We start from the raw sequence: 14,917 nt of genomic DNA, 5'->3' as shown, positions 1-14,917 counted from the left end.
TGCATGTATCGCTCTCTTGACTGGCGTCACGAGCACGCCATACTGGCCTCACTCCCGCTCGCACGATGAGGTGCCCGCCCATGGAGCTCTCCCCCTCGGCGCATGTGGACACGTTCTGCCGAGACCACCTCCCGCCCTTCGAGCAGTGGCCAGAACTCCTCTTCGACCTACCGGAGTTGGCCTACCCCGACCGACTGAACTGCGCCGCCGCCCTACTCGACGACACCATCGACCGCCTCGGACCGGACCGCCGCTGCCTGCTCACCCCCACCGAGCAGTGGTCCTACGGAGAACTGCGCGACCACGCCGACCGGATCGCCCGCCTGCTGACCGAGCAGCTCGGCCTCGCCACCGGCAACCGGGTACTGCTGCGCGGCCCCAACACCCCATGGCTGGCTGCCTGTTGGCTCGGCGTACTGAAGGCCGGCGGGGTCGTCGTCACCACCATGCCGCTGCTGCGCGCCACCGAACTGACCGAGCTGACCTCCGTCGCCAGGCCCGTCCTCGCCCTGTGCGACCACCGCTTCCTGGACGAACTGCGGCGGGCCCGCACCCCGGGCCTGCGGATCCTCCCCTACGGCGGCAGCGGTCCGGAGGACCTCACCGCCCGCTGCGCCGCCGTACCGCCCGGCTTCACCGCCGTCCCGACCGCCGCCGACGACGTCGCGCTGATCGCCTTCACCTCCGGCACCACCGGCCGCCCCAAGGCCACCCTGCACTTCCACCGCGACGTGCTCGCCAACGCCGACACCTTCTCCCGCCACCTGCTCCGCCCCACCCCCGACGACCTGTTCGCCGGCACCCCGCCGCTCGGCTTCACCTTCGGCCTCGGCGGCCTGCTGGTCTTCCCGCTGCGGGCCGGCGCCGCCAGCCTGCTGCTGGAACAGGCCACCCCCGAGCAGCTGGCCGAGCGGGTCCGGGAGCACCGGGTGAGCGTGCTGTTCACCGCGCCGACCGCCTACCGGGCGATCCTGGCCGCCGGACTGGCCGACCGGCTGGCCGGCGTACGGCGCTGCGTCTCGGCGGGCGAACCGCTGCCCGCCGCCGTCTGGCGGGCCTTCCACGCGGCCACCGGACAGCGGCTGATCGACGGCATCGGCGCCACCGAGCTGCTGCACGTGTTCATCTCGGCCGCCGACGAGGCCGTCCGCCCCGGCTCCACCGGCAAGCCCGTGCCCGGCTACCGCGCCGCAGTCCTGGACGGCCGGGGCCGCCCGGTGCCGGACGGCGAACCCGGGCTGCTCGCCGTCAAGGGCCCGACCGGCTGCCGCTACCTGGACGACGAGCGCCAGCTCAGCTACGTCCGGGACGGCTGGAACCTCACCGGCGACACCTACGTCCGCGACCCGGAGGGCTACTTCTGGTACCAGGCGCGCAACGACGACATGATCGTCTCGGCCGGCTACAACATCGCCGGACCCGAGGTGGAGCAGGCGCTCGCCGCCCACCCCGACGTGGCCGACTGCGCGGTGGTCGGCGCGCCGGACGAGCGGCGCGGCACCGTGGTCAAGGCGTACGTGGTGCCGCGCCCGGGCATCCCGGCCGGGCCGGAGACGGCACGCGCCCTCCAGGAGCACGTCAAACGCGCCATCGCCCCGTACAAGTACCCGCGGGTGGTCGAGTTCGTCACCGAGCTGCCGCGCACCGCCACCGGCAAGCTGCACCGCGCCGAGCTGCGGCGACGGGCCTCGCTGGCCCCGGCCAGCGTGACGATCGAGCGCCGGGTCGAGTGGTCCGACACCGACGCGGCCGGGCACTACCACTTCTCCGCCGTGCAGCGCTGGGCCGAGGCGGCGGAGGCGGCGCTGCTGCGCCGGCTCGGGCTGGCGGAGCTGTTCGGGCGGATCCCCCGGGTGCACTTCGAGGCCGACTACCGCGAGCGGCTCTGGTTCGGCGACGTGGTCCGCACCGAGCTGCGGGTGGACCGGGTCGGCGGCTCCTCGCTGCACTACGCCTTCGAGGTGCACGGCCCGCACGGCCTGGCCGCGAGCGGCCGGATGTCGGTGGTGCACGCCGCACCGCACGCCGAGGGTGCCGAGCCCTGGCCCGCGCGGGTGCGCCGGGCGCTGAGCGAGGCCGGGCCGCAGCAGCCGGAGGTGGTGACGTGAGCAAGCGCAGCGAGCACACCATCGAAAGGTGCGTATGGGCGAATGCCCCTGCCGAGCGCTGCGAGGCGGGCGCATGAGTACCGCGCCGGGCGGCGCTCCGGCCCGTCGCATCGCGGTGATCGGCGCCGGCCCCGGCGGGCTCTACTTCGCCGCCCTGGCCAAGCAGCTGGCGCCGGACCGGGAGCTCACCGTCTTCGAACGGGACGGCCGGGACGACGAGTTCGGCTTCGGCGTGGTCTTCTCCGACGAGACCCTGGACGGCATCGCCGAGGCCGACCCGCGGGTCTTCGCCGCGATCAGCGCCGAGTTCGCCCACTGGAGCGACATCGACGTCCGCTACGCGGGCGGGGTCCGCACCAGCGGCGGCCACGGCTTCGCCGCCCTGGACCGCAACCGGCTGCGCGCCGTCCTGCGGCAGCGCTGCGAGGAACTGGCGGTGGACGTGCGCTACCGCACCCCCGCGCCGCCCGTCGAGCGGCTCGCCGCCGAGTACGACCTGGTGGTGGCCGCCGACGGCATCCACTCCGGCACCCGGGCGGCCTGGTCGCAGGCGTTCCGTCCCACCACGGACGAACGGCACTGCCGCTACATCTGGCTCGCCACCGACAGGGTCTTCGAGGCCTTCACCTTCATCGTCGAGCGGTTCGACTTCGGCGTGCTGCAGGTGCACGCCTACCCGTACAGCACCACCCGCTCCACCTTCATCGTCGAGATCGCCGAGGACGCCTGGCGCCGGGCGGGCTTCGAGGCCTTCGCCGCACGGGAGTTCGCGCGCGGCGAGAGCGACGGGCAGAGCGTGCGGCGCTGCGCCGAACTGCTCGCCGGCCACCTGGACGGGCACCGGCTGATCCCGAACGCCTCCCGCTGGATCCGCTTCACCACGGTACGGAACGCGAGTTGGCACCACCGCAACGTGGTGCTGCTCGGCGACGCCGCGCACTCCGCGCACTTCTCGATCGGCTCCGGCACCAAGCTGGCCCTGGAGGACGCCCTCGCCCTGGCCGCCGCACTGAGCGAACAGCCCACCACCGCCGAGGCGTTGGCCGCCTACGAGGCCGAGCGGCGCCCGGTGGTGGAGTCCACCCAGCGGGCCGCGCAGGCCAGCCTGGAGTGGTTCGAGACCGTCGACCGGCGCACCGGGCAGGACATCGACCGGTTCGCCTTCAACCTGCTGACCCGCAGCCGGCGGGTCACCTACGACAACCTGCGGGCCCGCGACGCCGGCTTCGTGGACGCGGTGGACACCGCCTTCGGCGGCTCGCCCGGGGTGCCGCCGATGTTCCGGCCGCTGAAGCTGGGCGCGCTGGAGCTGCGCAACCGCGTCGTGGTGCCGCCGCTCGCGACCTTCACCTCCCCGGACGCGCTGCCCAGCGCCTTCGACCGGGCCCAGCTCACCGGGCACGCGCTCGGCGGCGCCGGGCTGGTCCTCGCCGGAATGACCGCCGTCACCCCCGAGGGCCGGGCCACCGACCACTGCCCGGGCCTGTGGAGCGACCACCAGGAGGCCGCCTGGCGCGAACTCGTCCGGTCCGTACGAGCGGTGAGCGACACCCCGCTCGGCATCCAGCTGACCCACGCCGGGCGCCGGGGCGCCACCGCCGTCCCCGGGCCGGACGGCATCGGGCGCCCGCTCGCCGAGGGCTGGCCGCTGCTCGCCCCCTCGGCGATCCCCTGGGACGCCGGCAGTCCGGTGCCGCACGAGGCCAACCACATCCAGCTGGCCGCCGTCACCGCCGACTTCGCGGCCGCCGCCGAGCGGGCGGCGCGGGCCGGTTTCGACGTGCTGGAGCTGCAGTTCGGCCACGGGCACCTCGTCTCCTCCTTCCTCTCCCCGCTGACCAACCGCCGCACCGACCAGTACGGCGGCCCGCTCGCCCACCGGCTGCGGCTGCCGCTGGAGGTGCTGGCGGCGGTGCGTGCCGCCTGGCCGGCCGGCAAGCCGCTGCTGGTGCGGATCTCGGCCTGCGACTGGGCGCCCGGCGGTACCACCGAGGCCGAGGCGGTGGCGGTCTGCCGGGCGCTCGGCGAGGCCGGGGCGGACGCGGTGGACGTCTCCACCGGCGAGGTGGTGGCGCACCAGCGGCCGCCGTACGGGCGCGGCTACCAGACGCCCTTCGCCGAGCTGGTCCGCACCGCCACCGGACTGCCGACCGTCGCGGTCGGCGCGATCTCCGGGGCCGACGACGCCGACTCCGTGCTGCTGGCCGGGCGGGCCGACCTGGTCGCGGTCGGCCGGGCCCAGCTGTACGACCCGCTCTGGACCCTGCACGCGGCCGCCGAGCGGGGCTACACCGGGCCGGGCATCCACTGGCCCGAACCCTGGCGGGCGGGCAGCCGCAAGCCGCCCGGCCCGGGCACCGACCGGGTCGCCCCACGGCTGCACCTGCTGCGCGAGCCGCCCGCCCCCGTCCACCGCCGCTGGTCGGCGACCCCGCCCGAGGAGTGACGAGGACCGAGGACCGACGCGGACCGAGGAGAGACGAGAACCGAGCAGTGACGAGCACCGAGGAGTGCTGAGCACATGCCCCACCTGCGCCGCTTCACCGCCGCCGCCGTCCAGGCCGCCCCCGTCTACCTGGACCCGGCCGCCACCGTCGACAAGGCCGTCGCGCTGATCCAGGAGGCGGCCGGGCACGGCGCCGAACTGGTGGTCTTCCCCGAGGTCTTCGTGCCCGGCTACCCGTACTGGAACTGGACGATGACCCCGCTGCAGGGCTCGCCCTGGTACGAGCGCCTCTACCGGGCCGCCGTGGACGTGCCCGGTCCGTACGTCGACACCCTGCGCGCCGCCGCCCGGCAGGCCGGCGTGGTGCTGGTGATCGGCGTCAACGAGCGCGGCCGGCACAGCCTCGGGGTGCTCCACAACACCCTGCTGATCATCGACTCGGACGGCGAACTGCTGAGCGTCCACCGCAAGTTGGTGCCGACCTGGGCCGAGAAGCTGACCTGGACCCAGGGCGACGGCAGCACCCTCAAGGTGCACCGCACCAAGGTCGGGCCGCTCGGCGCGCTCGCCTGCGGCGAGAACACCAACACGCTGGCCCGCTTCACCCTGCTGGCCCAGGGCGAACTCGTCCACGCCGCCGCCTACATCGCCCTGCCGGTGGCCCCGGAGGACTACGACATGGCCGAGGCCATCGCCCTGCGCGCCGCCGCCCACTGCTTCGAGGGCAAGCTGTTCACCGTCGTCTCCTGCTCCACCATCTCGCCCGAGATCGTGGACGAGATCGCCGGCGACGACCCGCAGATCCGCAAGCAGCTCTCCCGCCCCCGCAACGCCCTCTCCGGGATCTTCGGCCCCGACGGCCGCGCCGTCACCGAGCCACTGGTGGACGAGGAGGGCATCGTCTACGCCGAGATCGACCTCGGCCGCTGCATCCAGCCCAAGCAGATGCACGACATCGTCGGCCACTACAACCGCTTCGACGTCTTCCGGCTGCACGTGAACGACCGCCCGCTGCGGCCCCTGGTGTTCCCCGAGGAAGAGGAGGAGGAGTCATGACCGACAGCAGTCACGACGACGACCGGATCGGCCGGGCCCGCGTCCCCGACAGCCCCGAACTGCTCGCCTACTACGAGGAGTTGGCCAAGCACGAGGCCGGTGCGCTGTGGACCGTGGCGAACGAGATCGAGCCCTGGTACCCGCGGCCCAAGTCCGTGCCGGTGCTCTGGCGCTACACGGAGCTGCGCCCGCTGGTGCGCAAGGCGCTGCCCCTGGTGAAGGCCGATGACGCCGGCCGCCGGGTGGTGATGCTGGTGAACCCCGGCCGCCGCGAACTGAGCGCAGCGGTCGGCCTGTTGTACACCGGTCTGCAGATCATGGGCCCCGGCGAGGCGATGACCGCGCACCGCCACCAGGCCTCCGCGCTGCGCTTCGTCCACGAGGGCAACGGCGCCTGGACCGTCGTGGACGGCCAGCGGCTCAAGGTCGGCCCGCGCGACTTCGCGATCACCCCCAACAACACCTGGCACGAACACGGGAACGAGTCCGACGACGCCCCGGTGATCTGGCAGGACGGCCTGGACATCCCGCTGGTCAACACGCTTGACGCCAACTTCTACGAGGTCCACCCGGAGCTGTACCAGCGCCCCGGCCCGGTGGTGAACTCCTCGCTGCTCAGCTACGGCGGCAACCTGCTGCCGTACGGCTCCGAGAAGTGGAGCCGGCCGTACTCGCCGCTGTTCGGCTGGCCCTGGGAGCCCAGCTACCACGCGCTGTGCCGACTGGCCCGCGCCACCGAGGGATCACCGTACGACGGCGTCATCATGGAGTACACCAACCCGGTCACCGGCGGCTCGGTGATGCCGACCATGGCCGCCCACCTGCAACTGCTGCGCCCGGGCCAGGCCACCCGCGCCCACCGGCACACCGGCTCGGTGGTCTACACGGCGGCCAAAGGGCGGGGCGTCTCGGTGATCGCCGGGCAGCGCTTCGAGTGGCAGCAGGGGGACATCTTCGTCGTCCCGTCCTGGGCCTGGCACGAGCACGCGAACCTCGACCAGGGCGAGGACGCCTGCCTGTTCTCCTTCAACGACTTCCCGGTGACGCACTCGCTCGGCCTGTACCGCGAGGAGGCCTACCAGGACCACGACGGGCACCAGCCCACCACCACCGGCTGACCGCCCAACCCCTCGACCGCCTACCCGCCTGCCCGCCGAACCGCCCGACCAGGAGACCCACCGCCATGCACCTCTTGACCTACTGCGCCGACGGCGACGACACCCCGCGCCTCGGCGCGCTGCTCGCCGGGGACCGGGTCGCCGACCTCACCGCCCTCGCCACCGCCGCAGGGGCCGAACTGCCGGGCGACCTCCTCGGATTGATCAGCGCCGGGGCGCCCGCCCTGGCCACGGCACGCGAACTGACCGCCGGGGCGCCGGCCACCCGGCCGCTCGCCGAGGTGACGCTGCGCGCGCCGCTGCGTCCCGGCAAGATCGTCGGCGTCGGTCTCAACTACGTGGAGCACGTGGCCGAGTCGCACCGCACCCTGGACACCGAGCGCGAACTGCCGGACCGCCCGGTGCTGTTCGGCAAGCCGTCCACCGCCGTCACCGGCCCGGGCCAGCCCATCCGGCACAACGCGAACCTCACCAAGCAGCTCGACTGGGAGTGCGAACTCGCCGTGGTGATCGGCGAACCCGCCTTCCAGGTCGACGAACGGGACGCCCTGCGGCACGTGTTCGGCTACAGCATCGTCAACGACGTCAGCGCCCGCGACCAGCGCCGCTCCGGGCAGTGGTTCTTCTCCAAGGGGCAGGACAGCTACGCGCCCTTCGGCCCGGTCGTGGTGACCGCCGACGAGATCCCCGACCCGCAGCGGCTCGACCTCTCGCTGCGGGTCAACGGCGAACCGCGGCAGGACTCCAACACCCGCCACATGCTGTTCGGCGTCGCCCGGCTGATCGCCGACATCTCCTCCGGCGTCACCCTGGAACCGGGCGACGTGATCTCCACCGGCTCCCCCTCGGGCGTCGGCGCCGGCATGGTCCCGCCCCAGTTCCTGCAGCCCGGCGACCTGGTCGAGGCCACCATCGAACGGATCGGCACGCTCGCCAACCCCGTGATCGACGCCCGCTGAAGGGAGCACCCGCTGATGCCGCCGTACCGGATCGGCCAGATCGTCCCGAGCTCCAACGTCACCATGGAGACCGAGGTGCCCGCCCTGCTGCGGGCCCGTGAGGCGGTCGCCCCCGAGCGGTTCACCTTCCACTCCAGCCGGATGCGGATGACCAGGGTCACCCCCGAGCAACTGCGGGCCATGGACGGCGAGTCCGACCGCTGCGCCGCCGAACTCTCGGACGCCCGGGTGGACGTGATCGGCTACGCCTGCCTGGTCGCCGTGATGGCCACCGGCCCCGGCTACCACCGCGAGGCCGAACGGCGGCTGCACCGGCGCACCGTGGAGAACGGCGCGCCGGCGCCCGTGGTCACCAGCGCCGGGGCCCTGGTCGCCGGGCTGCGGACGCTCGGCGCCAAGAAGGTCGCGATGGTCACCCCGTACCTGCGGCCCCTGGCCCGGACGGTCGTCGACTACCTCGCCGAGGAGGGCATCGAGGTGCTCGACCACGCCGCCCTGGAGATCGCCGACAACCTCGACGTGGCCGCCCACGACCCGGCCCGGCTGCCCGCGATCGCCCGCGGCCTCGCCCACGCCGACGCGGACGCGGTGGTGCTCTCCGCGTGCGTGCAGATGCCCTCGCTGTCCGCCGTCGAGGAGGCCGAGCAGCAGCTGGGCAAACCGGTGGTCTCGGCCGCGATCTGCACCACCCACCAGCTGCTGCGCGCGCTCGGCCTGCCCGCCGTCGCGCCCGGGGCCGGGCACCTGCTCTCCGGCGCCTACGCGGAGGCCTGAACCTCCGGGACCGAGGCTATGATCACCAGCGGTCACCGGGGCACCGGTTCACGCGCCGGTTCAGTCGCCCGGTCACGCGCCGGTTCACGGGGGCACCCCGCCACCGGACCGCCGGGGCACCACCATTCGCCGGGGAGGAGCGCCCACGCATGTCGGAGAGCACGCCCCGGCCGAGTTCGCTGATCCACACCGTCTACGGGGAGTTCGTCCGCCGCCTCGGCGGCTGGATATCGATCGCCGACCTGATCGCGCTGATGGCCGAACTGGACGTCGACGGCCCGGCGGTCCGCTCGGCGACGTCCCGGCTGAAGAAGGCCGGCACCCTCCTCCAGGAGCGCCGGGCGGGGACCGGCTACCGGCTCGCCCCGGCGATGGAGCCGGTGTTCGAGGAGGGCGACCGGCGGATCTTCCACAGCCTGGAGCCCGCCGGGCTCGCCGACGGCTGGGCGGTGGCGGTCTTCTCGGTCCCCGAGTCCGAGCGCGCCCACCGCCACCAGCTGCGGTCCCGGCTGAGCTGGCTCGGCTTCGGCAACGCCGCGCCCGGCGTCTGGCTGGCCCCCGCCCGGCTGCTGCCGGACGCCCGCCGGCTGCTGGAGCGCCTCGGGCTGAGCGCCTACGTGCACCTCTTCCTCTCCGCCGAGTACGCGGGCTTCGCCGACCTCCGTACGGCGGTGGCGGGTTGGTGGGACCTCCCGGCGATCGAGGCGCAGTACGCGGCCTTCACCGACGCCTGGCGCCCGGTGGCCGACCAGCTCAGGGAGCCCGGCGAGCCCAGGGCGACCGGTGAGCCCGGGGCGACCGGTGAGCCCAGGGCGACCGGTGAGCGCCGGGAACCCGGTGAGCGACGACCGCCCCGGCCCGACCCCGCCGAGGCGTTCCGCGCCTACGTCCCGATGCTCACCCAGTGGCGCCGCCTGCCCTACCTGGACCCGGGGCTGCCCGCGCAGCTGCTGCCCGCCGACTGGAACGCCGTCCCGGCCCGCGCGGTCTTCACCGAGTTGCACGGACTGCTCGCCGAGCCCAGTCTGCGGTACGTCGAGAAGGTCACCGGTCTGTCCCGCCCCCAGGAGCACCCCCAGGAGCCGTCATGACCCCCCAGCCCCCCGCCGGCCAGCCCCCCGCCGACCTGCTGATCCGCGCCGCCGCCGTGCACATGCTGGTGCCCGGCGAGCCGCCGCGGCGCGCGATCGCCGTCACCGACGGCCGGGTCACCGCGCTCTCCCCCGCGCCCGACGGCCTGGACGCCCTGATCGGCCCGGACACCGAGGTCGTGGACGCCCCCGGCTCGACCGTGCTGCCCGCCTTCGACGACACCCACACCCACCTGGTCCTGGCCGCCCACAGCGTGCACGGGGTGCCCGTCCACCGGGCCCGCGACCTCGCCGGGTTCCTCGCGCTGATCCGCGAGCGCGCCGCCCGGACCCCGGCCGGGGAGTGGATCCGGACCACGATCAACTGGCAGGAGGTGCTGCTGGCGGAGCAGCGGATGCCCACCACCGAGGAGCTGGACGCCGCCACCACCGACCACCCCGTACTGGTGCGCCGCGGCGCGTACAACATGGTGCTCAACTCGGCCGCGCTGCGGCTGGCCGGGATCACCGACGCCAGCGAGGCCCCGCCCGGGGGCGTGATCGAGCGCGACGAGCGGGGGCGGCTCACCGGGCGGCTGATCAACCGGGCGGTCGAGCCGGTCGAGCGGGTGCTGCCGAGCCCCACCCTCGCCGAGCGGATCGACGGGCTGCGCGCAGCCTCCGCCGACTACGCCGCCACCGGGATCGGCACCGTCCGCGACTGTCTGGTCCCGGTCGAGGACCTCGACGTGCTGGACGCGGCCCGGGCCGAGGGCGCGCTCGCCGTCCGGGTCCGGGCGCTGGTGTCCGGCTTCGCGGCCCGCACGCCCGAGCAGGTGGACGCCCTGCTGGACCGGATGGACGCCTGGCGCGCGGACGGCCGCGACGACGACCGACTGCGGCTGTGGGGCGTCAAGTTCGGCATCGACGGCGGCTTCGAGGCGGGCGCGCTGGAGGAGCCGTACCAGGGGCAGCCGTGCTACCACGGCCGACTGCTCTGGGAGCCGGACGAGCTGCTCGAAGCGGTGGACCGGGTGGTCCGGCGCGGCTGGCGGGTCGGCGTGCACGCGTGGGGCGACCGCGGTCTGCGCGTCCTGCTGGACGTCTTCGAGCGGGTGCTCAAGCGGCACCCCGGCCTCGCGCCCGGCACGCTGGTGGTGGAGCACGGCGGCCTGGCCCGCCCGGACCAGCGGGCCCGGGCGGTGGCGCTCGGCATCCCGGTGACCGTCCAGCACCCGCTGCTGCACGACGGTGCGCTCGCCCAGCAGCGGGCCTGGGGCGAGGAGCGCACGGCCGCGCTGTTCCCGCTGCGCGAGTGGCTGGACGAGGGCGCGCTGCTGACCGGCGGCTCGGACTTCCCGGTCGGCCCGTACGGCGCGATGGTCTCGGTGTGGGGCATGACGACCCGGGGCACCACGGCCGGGGTGGTCGGCCCCGAGCACCGGATCGACCGGGCCGAGGCGATCGCGCTGCACACCGTCAACGCGGCCCGGCTGACCGGCGAGGACACCGTCCGCGGCAGCCTGCGGCCGGGGGCGTTCGCCGACCTCACGGTGTGGCCGCTCGACCCGCTGGACTGCCCGGTGGACGCGCTGCGCGACCTCCTCCCCAGCCGTACGGTGGTCAACGGCCGGACTGTTCACAACTCCTGACTGCCAGTCAGACAGAAGGGGAGGGTCGCAGGGTCAGGCGGCGACCAGTTCCCGCAGGTCGATGCCGCGGTGCAGCGCGCGCAGGTCCTCGTGCAGCGTGGACGGCGGGACGACGAGCACCCCGGCGCGGGCGTGGTCGAGGCAGTGGCGGGTGACCGAGCGGCGCGTCAGCCGGCGCAGCCGGGCGCGCAGGCCGCCCTGCTCGCCGGTGCTGATCACCAGCAGGTCGCCCGGGCGGTCGGCCAGCTCGGTCAGCACCGGCCCGGCCTCGCCGCGCACGACCAGCGGCCGCACCGGCACGCCGATCGGGAGCCCGCCGAAGGCCTGCTCCAGGGCGCGCTCCATCCGCGCGTCGGCGAGGTCCTGCCAGGCACGGAGCAGCGGCGGGCACGGCCGGGCCCGGTAGTTGCGCTCGCCGCCGACCGGCGTCCAGGCCAGCACCGGGACCAGGACGGCCTGCCGGATCCGGGCCTCCTCGGCAGCCCGGTGCAGGGCGGTCAGGCTGTGCAGTGAACCGGTTACTCCGACGATGACGCGAGCGCCGTCCGACATGATCCTTCGCTTTCCGATGTCAGGCTTTCAAGGTGACTGCGATTATGCTGCCATGCTTCCTTTATTGCCTGCAAATCGAAGGCATTAACTGAATATCTCCTTGCATCACTCGACCCCTCCCGCGCCGTGGCCAGGCGTACCGTCCACCGGCCGAACCTCCTGGAGCAGCCCCCAGGTGAAGTCCGCCGTCCACCGGCCCACCCGCCCGGCGCCGTCCGGCGCCCCGAAGTCCAGCTGGAACCGGGTCGGCGCACTCCCCTCGCGCGGCACCGCGGCCGGGAACGCCGCACCCACATCCCCCACCACACAGCTCCACGGCCGCAGATCGGCGAGCGTGCGCAGCGCGGGCAGCGGCACCCCGGCCGCCCGCACCAGCCACTCGTTCAGCACCGGCGAGCCGATCTCCGCCGGGCCCAGCAGGACCTCGAACCTCAGCTCGGGCCAGAGCGGCAGCTCCCACTGGCGCGCGGTGCACGCGAGGTCCCCGATCCGCCGCGGCACACTCGCCCCGGCCGGCCCGAGCACGGCGGTGAACCGGGCCGCCCCGCGCGGGAACCGGGGCGCCCTGACCATCGCCTGCCACCGCTTGTTCGCCTCCCGCATCGAGCCCCTGGTCGCCCCGAGCCGCCGCACCGCCTCCTCCACCAGCCCGGGCTGGTAGTCGGCCATCCGGCGCAGCAGCACCAGCTGGAACTCGGTCATCCCGAAGCCGTTGATCGCCATACCGGCAGGCTAGGGCCTGCCTTCAGGCCCCCGCCCGCGACGCCCACCCGGTCAGGCCGGGCCGCCCCCTGCCAAGGCGAGCGCGACCAGCTCCCGGCGGCTGCGGACGCCGAGCCGGTCGAAGACGGCGGTGAGGTGCTCCTGCACGGTGTTCGTCGAGATGCACAGTTCGTCCGTGATCTCGCGGGTCGAACGGCCGCGCAGGACGAGGGTGGCGACCCGGGTCTGCGCCGGGCTCAGCCCGTACGCGCTGAGCAGGAGGGAGTACCGCTGTTGCGGCGGCGCGGGCTCGACGACCACCGCGGTCTGCGGCCGGGGCGGGCCGGTGAGCCGGGTGGCGTGGACGCTCCACCACTCGCCGAAGCGGTCACGCACCCGGACCGACGGCGGCGGCACCCGGTCGGGCGGCTCGTGGTCGAGCCGTGCCAGCCTCGCGGCCACTGCGCTGACGGCGAAGGGGAGTTGGGCGCCGGGCGGGAAGTCCGCCGGGTCGAGTCGGGCGAGCCACTCGCGGGCCTCCCCGCTGGCGGAGAGCAGCGCCGGTCCGACGCCGAGCAGCAGGACTCCGGGGACCTCCGGCCGGGGCGGCGCCGGCCCCGCGCCGGCCGGACCGAGGGCGGCCGGACCGAGGGCGACCGAGCGCCGGATCCCCTCGGCCAGGTGCGGCGCGACGGCCCGCAGCACCGTGAGGTCCCCGTCGTCGAAACCGGTGTCCGCCCGTTCCCGGTGCAGGCACAGCACGCCCCAGCAGCACCCGCCGTACCGCAGGGCCACCCGGAGCTCGTCACCGAGACCGAGCGGCGCCATGATCTCCCGGTAGCGGGGGCTGGCCGTGAGGTCGCCCCGGGTCGCCCGGCCGAGCGTGGCCACCGGGTCGGCGGCCCCCGCCAGCTCGGAGAACTTGTTGGCGTCGGCCCGGCCGAACTCGTTCTCGAGGAAGCGGGCGGTCTCGGCTGCCAGCGGGTCCTCCGCGACGGCGGAGGTGAACAGCAGGGAGGCGGGGTCCACGGTGGCGAAGAACACCGCCTCGGCCGAGACCAGTCGCCGCAGGCGCGGCACCACGTCCGCCCGGAAGCGGACCGGGTCCGACCCGGCGTAGCAGCGTTCGACGAGCCCGGCCGTCCGGCGTTCCACCAGTGATGCCGCCATGGGACCGACGTTACTCCTGCGCCAGGCCCAGCTGCCTCAGCAGTCCGAGCTCGTCGAGGCGGCCCCACCGCTCGACGATCCGCCCGTCGCGGACCCGGAAGATGTTGATCCCGGGCAGACTGAGCGGTCGGCCGCTGGGAGCCACACCGAACAGCTCGCCCCGGTGCGTGCCGCTCGCGGTGAAGTGCTCGACCACCAGGTCACCCTCCCCGATGACCAGGTCCTGGTCGCTGTGCCAGTCGGGGCACGCGGCCTGGAACAGCGCTCCGGCCCGGCGCATCCCCTCACGGTCGGCGCCGCCGCCCAACGGCGGGTCGTGGTTGACGAAGTCCTCGGCGAGGTATTCGTCGACGGCCCCCAGGTCACCCTTGCTGAAGAGCGCGTCGATGAACGCGGTGACCGTGCTCTTGTTCCGTTCGATGGTGTCCATACCCGCAGTCTTCGACCCGCCGGGCCCGGCCGGTACCCCAGAAGTCTGGGGTCTTCGGGAGCCCCGGCGGTTGCCCCGGCCGCACCCCGGCCGTACCCCGGCCGTACCCCGGCCGTACGCTGCCGATCGCGACGAGATTTTCGAGCAGGTGTTCGAATGAGGGCGTACGCTGGCCCCATGCACGGCACCCTCCACCTCCAGCCCTCGCTGTTCGACGACGCGGAGCAGGACGGCGTCCGCCTCGGCCCGCTCGTCGGCCTGCGCCGGCAGGAGCTCGGTGACGGCGCCTGGCTGGACGTCCTGCCCGGGTGGCTGCACGGCGCCGACGAGCTGTTCGAACAGCTGGCCACGACCGTGCCCTGGCGGGCCGAGCGCCGCGAGATGTACGAGCGGACGGTCGACGTCCCCCGCCTGCTGGCCTCCTACCCGGCGGACACCGAACCGCCGCACCCGGTGCTCGGGCAGGCCCGCACGGCACTGAGCCGGCACTACGCGGACGAGCTGGGCGAACCGTTCCGCACCCTCGGGCTCTGCTACTACCGGGACGGCCGGGACAGCGTCGCCTGGCACGGCGACCGGATCGGGCGCGGCGCCCGCGAGGACACCATGGTGGCGATCCTCTCCGTCGGCGAGCCCCGCACCCTCGCGCTGCGGCCGCGGTTCGGCGGCGGGACGGTCGTCCGGCGGCCGCTCGGGCACGGCGACCTGGTGGTGATGGGCGGCTCCTGCCAGCGCACCTGGGAGCACGCGATCCCCAAGACCGCCCGCCCGGTGGGGCCGCGGATCAGCATCCAGTTCCGGCCGCACGGCGTGGCCTGAGCCCCGGACCGGCTCGGCCGCCGCGCCACTCGCTGCCCCGCCCCCGGTTGCCGCGCCCCCG

Annotated in this window: 13 protein-coding genes and 1 pseudogene; 10 read left to right on the top strand and 4 right to left on the bottom strand. The window is 74.4% G+C overall.

Annotated elements, in window-relative coordinates; all coding sequences use genetic code 11:
* Positions 1–80: 80 nt before the first annotated feature.
* The 9 genes and pseudogenes from IE332_RS18365 to IE332_RS18330 all read left to right on the top strand — a co-directional run.
* Positions 81–1,691: pseudogene (locus IE332_RS18365) on the top strand (AMP-binding protein); the annotation flags it as partial.
* A gap of 15 nt (positions 1,692–1,706) precedes the next feature.
* Positions 1,707–2,108, top strand: a complete 402-nt coding sequence (locus IE332_RS41015; protein WP_229928719.1) for an acyl-CoA thioesterase — start codon at positions 1,707–1,709, stop codon at positions 2,106–2,108.
* Positions 2,109–2,181: 73 nt separating this feature from the next.
* Complete coding sequence (locus tag IE332_RS18360) at positions 2,182–4,554, top strand: oxidoreductase (protein WP_189917496.1); 2,373 nt, start codon at positions 2,182–2,184, stop codon at positions 4,552–4,554.
* Positions 4,555–4,629: 75 nt separating this feature from the next.
* Positions 4,630–5,610 carry a carbon-nitrogen hydrolase family protein gene (locus IE332_RS18355; protein ID WP_189917494.1) on the top strand — a complete coding sequence of 327 codons (981 nt, stop codon included), beginning with the start codon at positions 4,630–4,632 and terminating at the stop codon, positions 5,608–5,610.
* The gene (locus tag IE332_RS18350; protein WP_189917492.1) at positions 5,607–6,728 is read left to right on the top strand and encodes a cupin domain-containing protein; all 1,122 of its coding nucleotides are present in this window, start codon (positions 5,607–5,609) and stop codon (positions 6,726–6,728) included. Before IE332_RS18355 ends, IE332_RS18350 begins: the two co-directional genes overlap by 4 nt.
* Positions 6,729–6,793: 65 nt before the next feature.
* The gene (locus IE332_RS18345; RefSeq protein ID WP_189917490.1) at positions 6,794–7,687 is read left to right on the top strand and encodes a fumarylacetoacetate hydrolase family protein; all 894 of its coding nucleotides are present in this window, start codon (positions 6,794–6,796) and stop codon (positions 7,685–7,687) included.
* 15 nt (positions 7,688–7,702) lie between these two features.
* Positions 7,703–8,461: a maleate cis-trans isomerase family protein gene (locus IE332_RS18340; protein WP_308437578.1), complete on the top strand. Its 759-nt coding sequence runs from the start codon at positions 7,703–7,705 to the stop codon at positions 8,459–8,461.
* A gap of 149 nt (positions 8,462–8,610) precedes the next feature.
* Positions 8,611–9,552 (top strand): PaaX family transcriptional regulator, encoded by a 942-nt coding sequence (locus IE332_RS18335; RefSeq protein ID WP_189917488.1) that lies wholly within the window; start codon positions 8,611–8,613, stop codon positions 9,550–9,552.
* Complete coding sequence (locus IE332_RS18330) at positions 9,549–11,183, top strand: amidohydrolase (RefSeq protein ID WP_189917486.1); 1,635 nt, start codon at positions 9,549–9,551, stop codon at positions 11,181–11,183. Before IE332_RS18335 ends, IE332_RS18330 begins: the two co-directional genes overlap by 4 nt.
* 33 nt (positions 11,184–11,216) lie before the next feature.
* Here the strand turns inward: IE332_RS18330 and IE332_RS18325 are convergent, their stop codons facing one another.
* The 4 genes from IE332_RS18325 to IE332_RS18310 all read right to left on the bottom strand — a co-directional run bounded on the left by IE332_RS18325 (position 11,217) and on the right by IE332_RS18310 (position 14,037).
* Positions 11,217–11,735, bottom strand: coding sequence for a universal stress protein (locus IE332_RS18325; RefSeq protein ID WP_189917484.1), 519 nt, complete (start codon positions 11,733–11,735; stop codon positions 11,217–11,219).
* Positions 11,736–11,840: 105 nt separating this feature from the next.
* Positions 11,841–12,458, bottom strand: a complete 618-nt coding sequence (locus IE332_RS18320; RefSeq protein ID WP_189917482.1) for a hypothetical protein — start codon at positions 12,456–12,458, stop codon at positions 11,841–11,843.
* A 51-nt stretch (positions 12,459–12,509) separates the two neighbouring features.
* On the bottom strand, positions 12,510–13,607 hold the full coding sequence (locus IE332_RS18315; protein WP_189917480.1) for a LuxR C-terminal-related transcriptional regulator: 1,098 nt from the start codon (positions 13,605–13,607) through the stop codon (positions 12,510–12,512).
* Between the two features lie 10 nt (positions 13,608–13,617).
* Positions 13,618–14,037 carry an ester cyclase gene (locus IE332_RS18310; protein ID WP_189917471.1) on the bottom strand — a complete coding sequence of 140 codons (420 nt, stop codon included), beginning with the start codon at positions 14,035–14,037 and terminating at the stop codon, positions 13,618–13,620.
* Between the two features lie 177 nt (positions 14,038–14,214).
* Here IE332_RS18310 and IE332_RS18305 point away from each other — a divergent pair, with 177 nt between their 5' ends.
* The gene (locus IE332_RS18305) at positions 14,215–14,856 is read left to right on the top strand and encodes an alpha-ketoglutarate-dependent dioxygenase AlkB (RefSeq protein ID WP_189917469.1); all 642 of its coding nucleotides are present in this window, start codon (positions 14,215–14,217) and stop codon (positions 14,854–14,856) included.
* The last annotated feature ends 61 nt before the right edge of the window (positions 14,857–14,917 follow it).

It is taken from the genome of Kitasatospora xanthocidica (assembly GCF_014656195.1).
GTDB classification, from domain to species: domain Bacteria; phylum Actinomycetota; class Actinomycetes; order Streptomycetales; family Streptomycetaceae; genus Kitasatospora; species Kitasatospora xanthocidica.
The sequence above is the reverse complement of the archived record's forward strand: the minus strand, read 5'-3'. Positions and strand labels throughout refer to the sequence as shown.

Excerpts from the sequence above, each read along its gene's own strand:
- IE332_RS18305 (WP_189917469.1), top strand. The coding sequence starts at position 14,215 with ATGCACGGCACCCTCCACCTCCAGCCCTCGCTGTTCGACGACGCGGAG.
- IE332_RS18325 (WP_189917484.1), bottom strand. The coding sequence starts at position 11,735 with ATGTCGGACGGCGCTCGCGTCATCGTCGGAGTAACCGGTTCACTGCAC.
- IE332_RS18360 (WP_189917496.1), top strand. The coding sequence starts at position 2,182 with ATGAGTACCGCGCCGGGCGGCGCTCCGGCCCGTCGCATCGCGGTGATC.
- IE332_RS18345 (WP_189917490.1), top strand. The coding sequence starts at position 6,794 with ATGCACCTCTTGACCTACTGCGCCGACGGCGACGACACCCCGCGCCTC.
- IE332_RS18355 (WP_189917494.1), top strand. The coding sequence starts at position 4,630 with ATGCCCCACCTGCGCCGCTTCACCGCCGCCGCCGTCCAGGCCGCCCCC.
- IE332_RS18350 (WP_189917492.1), top strand. The coding sequence starts at position 5,607 with ATGACCGACAGCAGTCACGACGACGACCGGATCGGCCGGGCCCGCGTC.
- IE332_RS18335 (WP_189917488.1), top strand. The coding sequence starts at position 8,611 with ATGTCGGAGAGCACGCCCCGGCCGAGTTCGCTGATCCACACCGTCTAC.
- IE332_RS18340 (WP_308437578.1), top strand. The coding sequence starts at position 7,703 with ATGCCGCCGTACCGGATCGGCCAGATCGTCCCGAGCTCCAACGTCACC.
- IE332_RS18330 (WP_189917486.1), top strand. The coding sequence starts at position 9,549 with ATGACCCCCCAGCCCCCCGCCGGCCAGCCCCCCGCCGACCTGCTGATC.
- IE332_RS18310 (WP_189917471.1), bottom strand. The coding sequence starts at position 14,037 with ATGGACACCATCGAACGGAACAAGAGCACGGTCACCGCGTTCATCGAC.
- IE332_RS18315 (WP_189917480.1), bottom strand. The coding sequence starts at position 13,607 with ATGGCGGCATCACTGGTGGAACGCCGGACGGCCGGGCTCGTCGAACGC.
- IE332_RS18320 (WP_189917482.1), bottom strand. The coding sequence starts at position 12,458 with ATGGCGATCAACGGCTTCGGGATGACCGAGTTCCAGCTGGTGCTGCTG.